This is a genomic window from Streptomyces sp. NPDC058307, assembly GCF_042880295.1.
In the GTDB taxonomy this organism is placed as follows: Bacteria; Actinomycetota; Actinomycetes; order Streptomycetales; family Streptomycetaceae; genus Streptomyces.
In genome coordinates this window covers 86,077-92,864 of the sequence record NZ_JBHVYZ010000036.1, presented here as the reverse complement: position 1 = coordinate 92,864, position 6,788 = coordinate 86,077, and the positions used below count along the sequence as shown (strand labels likewise).

8 protein-coding genes are annotated in these 6,788 nt (G+C 69.0%); 5 read left to right on the top strand and 3 right to left on the bottom strand.

Going from position 1 to position 6,788, the window contains the following annotated elements; translation table 11 throughout:
* Positions 1-163: 163 nt before the first annotated feature.
* Positions 164-337 (bottom strand): hypothetical protein, encoded by a 174-nt coding sequence (locus ACFVYN_RS24880; RefSeq protein ID WP_390001967.1) that lies wholly within the window; start codon positions 335-337, stop codon positions 164-166.
* A gap of 532 nt (positions 338-869) precedes the next feature.
* On the opposite strand from ACFVYN_RS24880, the gene ACFVYN_RS24875 reads away from it, so the two are divergent.
* From ACFVYN_RS24875 to ACFVYN_RS24860, 4 genes are all read left to right on the top strand, one after another.
* Complete coding sequence (locus tag ACFVYN_RS24875; RefSeq protein WP_390001965.1) at positions 870-1,766, top strand: aminoglycoside phosphotransferase family protein; 897 nt, start codon at positions 870-872, stop codon at positions 1,764-1,766.
* Positions 1,763-2,638, top strand: coding sequence for a hypothetical protein (locus tag ACFVYN_RS24870; RefSeq protein ID WP_390001963.1), 876 nt, complete (start codon positions 1,763-1,765; stop codon positions 2,636-2,638). The genes ACFVYN_RS24875 and ACFVYN_RS24870 overlap by 4 nt, the downstream gene beginning before the upstream one ends.
* Positions 2,639-2,655: 17 nt before the next feature.
* Positions 2,656-3,117 carry a hypothetical protein gene (locus ACFVYN_RS24865; RefSeq protein ID WP_390001961.1) on the top strand — a complete coding sequence of 154 codons (462 nt, stop codon included), beginning with the start codon at positions 2,656-2,658 and terminating at the stop codon, positions 3,115-3,117.
* 147 nt (positions 3,118-3,264) lie between these two features.
* The gene (locus ACFVYN_RS24860; protein WP_390001959.1) at positions 3,265-3,477 is read left to right on the top strand and encodes a hypothetical protein; all 213 of its coding nucleotides are present in this window, start codon (positions 3,265-3,267) and stop codon (positions 3,475-3,477) included.
* A 583-nt stretch (positions 3,478-4,060) separates the two neighbouring features.
* On the opposite strand, the gene ACFVYN_RS24855 is transcribed toward ACFVYN_RS24860, so the two are convergent.
* Together ACFVYN_RS24855 and ACFVYN_RS24850 are read right to left on the bottom strand one after the other, a co-directional pair.
* Positions 4,061-4,705: an NADPH-dependent F420 reductase gene (locus ACFVYN_RS24855; RefSeq protein WP_390001958.1), complete on the bottom strand. Its 645-nt coding sequence runs from the start codon at positions 4,703-4,705 to the stop codon at positions 4,061-4,063.
* A 54-nt stretch (positions 4,706-4,759) separates the two neighbouring features.
* Positions 4,760-5,569, bottom strand: a complete 810-nt coding sequence (locus ACFVYN_RS24850; protein WP_390001956.1) for an inositol monophosphatase family protein — start codon at positions 5,567-5,569, stop codon at positions 4,760-4,762.
* 127 nt (positions 5,570-5,696) lie between these two features.
* On the opposite strand from ACFVYN_RS24850, the gene ACFVYN_RS24845 reads away from it, so the two are divergent.
* On the top strand, positions 5,697-6,602 hold the full coding sequence (locus ACFVYN_RS24845) for a LysR family transcriptional regulator (protein ID WP_390001954.1): 906 nt from the start codon (positions 5,697-5,699) through the stop codon (positions 6,600-6,602).
* Positions 6,603-6,788: the final 186 nt, after the last annotated feature.

The window sequence follows — 6,788 nt, the reverse complement described above, 5'->3', positions numbered from 1 at the left end:
GCTCCACGCCCGGGCCACCGAAGGCACCGTGCACGGCAAGGTCATCGTCATCCCCACCGCCGCCTGACCACTGACGCCAGACACCAGACGCCTGACGCCGTTCCTCCACCGAAAGGAAGAGGTCCTGGCACTCAGCTGGATCCCGGATCTCTGAGGCGCCGGCTCAGATGGCGGGCGCGATGGCGGACGCCACACCACCGGCAAAGGGGGACATCGCGGCGGGGCGCGCCATGCGGGAGCCGATGACCGGCGCCGCGGGAACGGCCCAGCCGATCCCGGCCGATATGCAGACCAGCGAGCACCACACGACCGCCGACGACGGCGCGCGGATCACCATGCGCTGGTGTGACCTGACCGGGGCGGGCTGTTCGTGGTGGGAGCTCCCGCCCCTGAAGGGCAACGGGCAGGAGTCCGTTCGCGGTGAAGCTCGCTGCCCGGACAGGGAACCACCACCCCGCTTCCGTACGTCCGTTCAGCTACCGATGGAGCGTCAGTGCGCGAGCTGGAGCGGGACTTCGCGACGGTCGGCCAACCGGAAGGTTGAGTAGGAGAGTTGAGAATCCGGCACCCTGCCGTGCGGCCCGGACTGAGCGGGGTCATTGCCCAACCTGTCCGTGACCCACCGCATGGGACGAGACCGGGCGCACCCGTTACACGTCTGGCGACTGCCCGTGGTGGAGCCCGTCCTGCTCCGAGCTGCAGCGGGCCGCCCACGTCCCAAGTCTGTCTCACCGACCAGCAATCACCCGCTCGCCGAACGTCACTGGTTCCAACCAACGTGTCAGGCTCATCTCTTGGCGCGAAGGTCGAGTGGCTGGATCTTCCGGAGAGCGAGAGTCGCTTCGCCTGCCCCAGTACTGTGTCTCTGCATGACCACCTCCGAGATCGAGATCACCGCAGACTTGGTCCGCGAGCTGTTGCGGGAGCAGCATCCGGATCTTGCAGGGCTGGCCATCCGCGAGGTGGCGGGCGGCTGGGGCAACCAAATGTGGCGGCTCGGGGACGAGTTGGCCGTGCGCATGCAGCGTATGGCCCCCACCCCGGAGCTCCAGCTGAACGAGCGCCGATGGCTGCCCGTCCTGGCCCCACGCCTACCGCTCCCGGTACCGGTCCCGGTGCGGAACGGTGAACCGTCTGCGCGCTTCCCCAAGCACTGGACCGTGATGACGTGGGTTCCCGGCGAGCCGCTGGACTGCACTTCGATCAGCCGCGGTGAGCACGCGGCTGACACTCTGGCGGGTTTCCTCAGGGCGCTCCATGTGGAGGCGCCCGCCGAGGCACCAGCCAGTTCTGACCGGGGCGGTCACCCCAAGGCGTGCACGGACGGCTTCGAGAAGTTCTTGCAAGCCGTCGACCCGGGCGACATCGCCGCCGACGTCCGGGCCGTCTGGGACGATGCCGTGGCGGCCCCCGAGTGGGAGGGCCCACCGGTATGGCTGCACGGTGACCTCCATCCCGCGAATGTCGTCGTCTCGGACGGGACGCTCTCGGGCGTGATCGATTTCGACGCCATGTTCGCCGGCGATCCCGCGTGGGACCTCGCGGCCGCATGGCTGCTCCTTCCCTCGGGCGCCGCCTCACGGTTCTTCGACGTGTACGCGCAGGCGGACGAGGCGACGATCCGGCGGGCCCGCGGGCTGGCTGCTATGAAAAGCCTGTTCCTCATGCTCATGGGCCAGAACGGAGACCGGGGCCTTCCTGGCGGCAAGCCGGCGTGGGGACCCGCCGGCCGGGCAGCGCTCGATCGCGTTCTCACAGACGGTTGACGCTTGTCCTTGTCCTTGACCCGGTACCCGCCGTCCTTCTCACCCCGCTCGACCGCCTCATCCTCGAACTCGCCGGGCGGCGCCACGATCATGGAACGCATAGCAATACGAACCAGAGCCCCTGGCTGATTGCAGGTAATTACGCAGGTCAACCAATTTCCGCCCAGCACCTCACCCGCTGCCACAACGAGATCGGCATCTGTGCCCGCCCAGCTCGCAATACGACCGTGAACGAGCTCGCCGCAGAGCTCCCCGTTGTCGTACCGTGCCCGTCGACTCGGCATCACTTCCGCCTGCCGCTGGGCCGCTCACACAGCCCCTTCGAATGCCGACTACGCCGTCACCATCACCGGCCGCGGGCTCACCAGCTTCCCCCATCACCCCGTACTGGTGACAACGGCAAGAACGACGATGGCCTTGTCGGCGAAAGCTCGGTGTGCTTCCTCGCCCCCGGCGACGCAGCCGCTGCTGCGACGCGGCTGCGAGGGCCGGGTGAGGCATTTGAGACGGTGACCTGCCGTTTCATTGAGCCGGACCGTGCCATCGCCGAGTGGGACATGTACTTCGAGCAGCCTTCGGCCGAGCCCCCACCGCTTGAGCAGCTCCTTGGGTGGACGTGGCCGGAGTGGGTCGCCACCCCCGTGAACGACGGCGTTGAGGTGTTCGCTCTGCCCAAGCGGCTGACTCGAGCGCTGGCCAACGCGAGCTCCGCCGAACTCGAAGAACTCGCAGGCCGCTGGACCACACGGCTCTGGTCCGAGGACGGGGACGACATGACTGACGATGACCTGCTGGCGGTCCTGCACGAGGTTGCCCGACTCGCGGGATCTGCAGTGAAGACGGAAAGCAGCCTCTACAGCTGGAGCTTCTGACCGCGCATCAAGAAGCAATGCCCGGGCGCGCCGAACCCACTCTTACGGGAGATGATCCCTGCCGGTCCTGGTCGCAGACATCGCACCGGGCCCAGGACCGTCAGTGGCTGCGGGACAAGCAGCTGCTCGCCTATCAGGAACTGGTCAGCCGCTACGCCAAGTTCACGGTGCCCATCAGTCGCGCCCATGCCGCTCGAGGAAGTTGGGACTACGACTGGAGCGAGTGGAGCGCGACCCTGACCCGTGCCAGCCTGGTCGCCCCCGCGGCCGTCGCGGCGGAGATCGACAACTTCGTCAACGCCATCAACGCGTTCCTCTACAAAGTAGCGCGCGACCCGGCACACGACCCCGCGCATAATCCGTTGAGCCAAGAGGAGTTCGCCCGGGCCAGCAGGGCGCCCGCCCAAGCACAGGCGCAGCTGGTCAACGCCATACGGCGCTCACTGAGCAAAGATCAAAAGGCACTGCCTTCTGGATAGGCGGATCTCTCACGCGCAGTCCCGACGACACCTGATGGACAGACGAGGCACCGCCGAAAGAGCCCATCCACCTCCCAGGATCGCACGGCGCGTCCCGACCCTCAGCAAAGCTCCGAACACGCCATCCGGGGCGGTGTCGTGGCCCGTATGCCCGGTTACACGCCACTGCTGCGCACACTGCTCACCTCGATCGCCGTATCTCTGGCAGGCCGTCCGGGTGTGCGGCTCGCGTCGGCGCCGAGCATCCGCGTCGCCAAGGACAAGCTCCTTGAACTCCTCCGCAATGTGCCGGAGACACCTCAGAGCAGTGTGCGGGTCCTCGGGGTCGACAACTTCGCTCTGCGCAAGGGCGACTCGTAGGCCACGATCCTGGTGGCCCTGGAAGAGCGGCGCCCGGTCAATGCGGGCGGGGCCGGAATCCGAGCCGCTGGCCTCCTGGCTGCGCGGCCATCCGGAAGTCGAGGTCATCTATCGTGCCCGGGCCGACTCCTACGCCGAAGGCGCCTGGAGCGGGGCTCCGCAAGCCCGGCGAACGGCGGGCGACGGCCGACACCTGCTGCGCAACCTCGCCGAAGCCGTAGAGAAGACGGTCGGCCCATCACCAGCGAATCTGCGAGGCGTTCGCGACGCCCCTGCCCGTCACGGAGTCCGCCACCCGCGTCCACAAGGCCGGCGGAATCACCCCGGAAGCGATGCCGTTCGTCTCGCCGGACGGCACCCGGGACGTCCTGGGGCACCCAAGGCGACTGGTCGCCCGAACCACCGCGTGGTACACGGCGGTGCAGCAGCTGCTGTCCGAAGGCACATCCACGGCCGTGGGCGGCCGCCGGTTGCGGCTGGACCACTCGACCGTACGGCGCACCCGGTGCCGCTCGGCCATTAGTTACCCGCCCGGCGTTGTCGGGCGGGTAACGGCCGGGGCACGTCTTTCCGAACGGGCGGGTCAGCGGGCGAGGGAGACGGCGAAGGGGGTGAAGCCGTGGCGGCGCAGGACGTGGGGGACGACGAGGATCATGGCCTCTGTCGCGCGGGCGGTGGTGATGTCGCCGAGGTCTTCGATCCAGTCGGTCTGCCAGCCCAGGTCGCCCAGGAGGGTGGTGACGGTCTTCTTGGCCTGCTCGTCGTTTCCTGACAGGTAGGCCGTGGGCGGGATGGTCAGTTCCCCGGGGGCGGTCATGACCGTGAACAGCATGGTGTTGAGGGTCTTGACGACGTGGGTGTCGGGAAGGGCGGCCTGGAGCTGTTCGGCGAGGCTGCTGCCGGGGTGGCACAGGTCCCCGGGCAGGCCGTCGTCGGCGTCGTGGGTGGCGTTGGAGACATCGATGAGGATCTTGCCGGCGAGTTCGGCCCGCAGGGCGGTGAGCCGGTCCAGGGAGGTGTCACCGGGGGTGGCGTTGATGACGATGTCCGCGGTGCGGGCGGTGGTGGAGTGATCGGCGTAGCGGACCGCGGTGCCGTCCGCGGGCGGCGTGTCCCTCTCGTCGCCGCTCTTGCGGCGGCCGAGCGTGACGTCATGTCCCGCCGCACTGAGGGTGCGGGCGAGGTTGGTGCCGACGCGGCCGGCGCCCAGGATTCCGATGCTGGTCATAGGGGCTTCCTTGCGGTCTGGGTGGGGGCCAGGTTGGGTCTTCGTGCTGGAGTGTCAGATCGAGGCGAGGACGTCGAGCGCGGCGGTGTGGATGTGGGGGGCCGCGGCCAGGAAGTCGCGGCTGGCCGCGTTCCAGGGCTTGCCGTCCAGGTCGGTGACGGTGCCTCCGGCCTCGGTGACCAGCAGGGCGCCGGCGACAAGGCCGGAGCGGACGTCGGAGAACTGCCAGAAGGCGTCCATGCGTCCGGCGGCGACGTGGATGAGCTGCAGCGTGGCCGGGACGGACACGCGCACGACGAGACCGGCGGTGAGCATGGCGGTGACCGAAGCGCCGATGCGGCGGAAGGTGTCGGTGCTCTCGCCGGGCCGGGCCTGGCCGGTGCCGATCAGCGCGGCACCCAGGTCGTTCTTCGCCGACACGGTCAGGGTACGGCCGTTGAGGTGGGCGCCGCCGCCGGCGGTGGCGGTGTAGGTGTCGCCGGTCAGCGGAAGGTGGACGACCGTGAGGACCGGCTGGTTGTCGCGCACGAGGGTGGCGGTGATGCCCCAGTCCGCCATGCCGTGGACGTGGTTGATGTTGCCCTCTGCCGGGTCGACGACCCACCACTCGCCCTCCGGGAGGGCCCCGCCGGCCAGCTCGTCCTCCGCCCACTGCGACCCCGGCCTCGCCCGGAGCAGCGGCTCGCGCATCACGGCGAGGACCGCGTCGTCGTTCGCGTGGATCTCGCCGACGATCTCCTCCAGGCTCACGCCCCGGGCATGGGTCGTGTAGCGCTCCCGCAGGGTGACTCCGGCGTCCTCCACCACAGCGGTCACCGCGGACAGGAGCGTGGCGTCGAGGCCGGAAGGCATGGCTGTGGTCATGGCGGGCTCCTTGGATTCGGTAGAAGCGGGGTGTGTATCCGGAAGTTGTCCTCCGCCCCGCATCTCGAAGGTAGGAGCTGCGGCAGTTAACAACAAGTGCATGGTTTTCACTTATACAGTTACTGCCATGCAACTGGACTTGAACCTGCTCACCGCCCTGGACGCGCTCCTGGAGGAAGGAAGCGTCCAAGGCGCAGCTGCCCGCCTGCACGTCACGTCCCCTGCGATGAGCCGCTCACTGAGCCGTATCCGCAAGGCGACCGGTGACCAGATCCTGGTCCGCACCGGGCGGCACATGACTCCCACCACCCGCGCCCTGGCCATGCGCACCCAGGTCCACGCCCTGGTACAGCAGGCCCACCACCTCTTGTCCGCTCAGACGGAGCTCGATCTGGCGACTCTGGAGCGGGTGTTCACCGTCCGCTGGCACGACGCCCTCGCCACCACGTGCGGGACCGCCCTGATCGCCGCGGTGCACAGCCAGGCTCCCGGGGTGCGGCTGCGGCTGACCGCCGAGCCCGGCGACGACACCCCCGAGCTGCGCCGCGGCGAGGTCGACCTCGCCTCCAGTGCCGGCCCGCCGTCCCTGCCCGACATCCGCCACCGCCTCATCGGCCGCGACCGGCTCGTCGTCGCGGTCCGCCCAGGCCACTCGCTCACCGAACAGCCCGTGACCGCCGAGAGGTACGCGGCGGCCGATCACCTCATCGTCTCCCGGCGCGGAAACCTCCACGACCGGATCGACGACGCACTGACCGCACTGGGTCACGAGCGCCGTGTCATCGCCTCCGCCCCCACCACGGCCACGGCACTACAACTCGCCCGCGAAACCGAGTTGGTGGTCACCCTCCCCGACGCGGCCACTCGCTCCGCCCGCCACCAGCTCGGCCTGACCACACTGCCGCTGCCGCTGGACCTCACCGACGTGCCCCTCCACCTGCTCTGGCACCAGCGCCACGACAACGACCCCGCCCACGCCTGGCTCCGCAAAACAGCCACCCGAACCCTCCAGGCCCTGTTCATCCCGTCTTAGATCGAGTCCTACGTGGCTGAGGCGGTCGCTGACCCAACATGGGGCGAGAGTCCGTGGAGTTGATTGCTCCGGACGGGCTGTGGGAGATCCCGATGAGGCAGTCTCCCGCTCGGGTTGTCGCAGTGATCCGGTCGGGGACATCGGCACGGAGCACGGGACGACAAGCCACCGCCCGATGCCACCCGA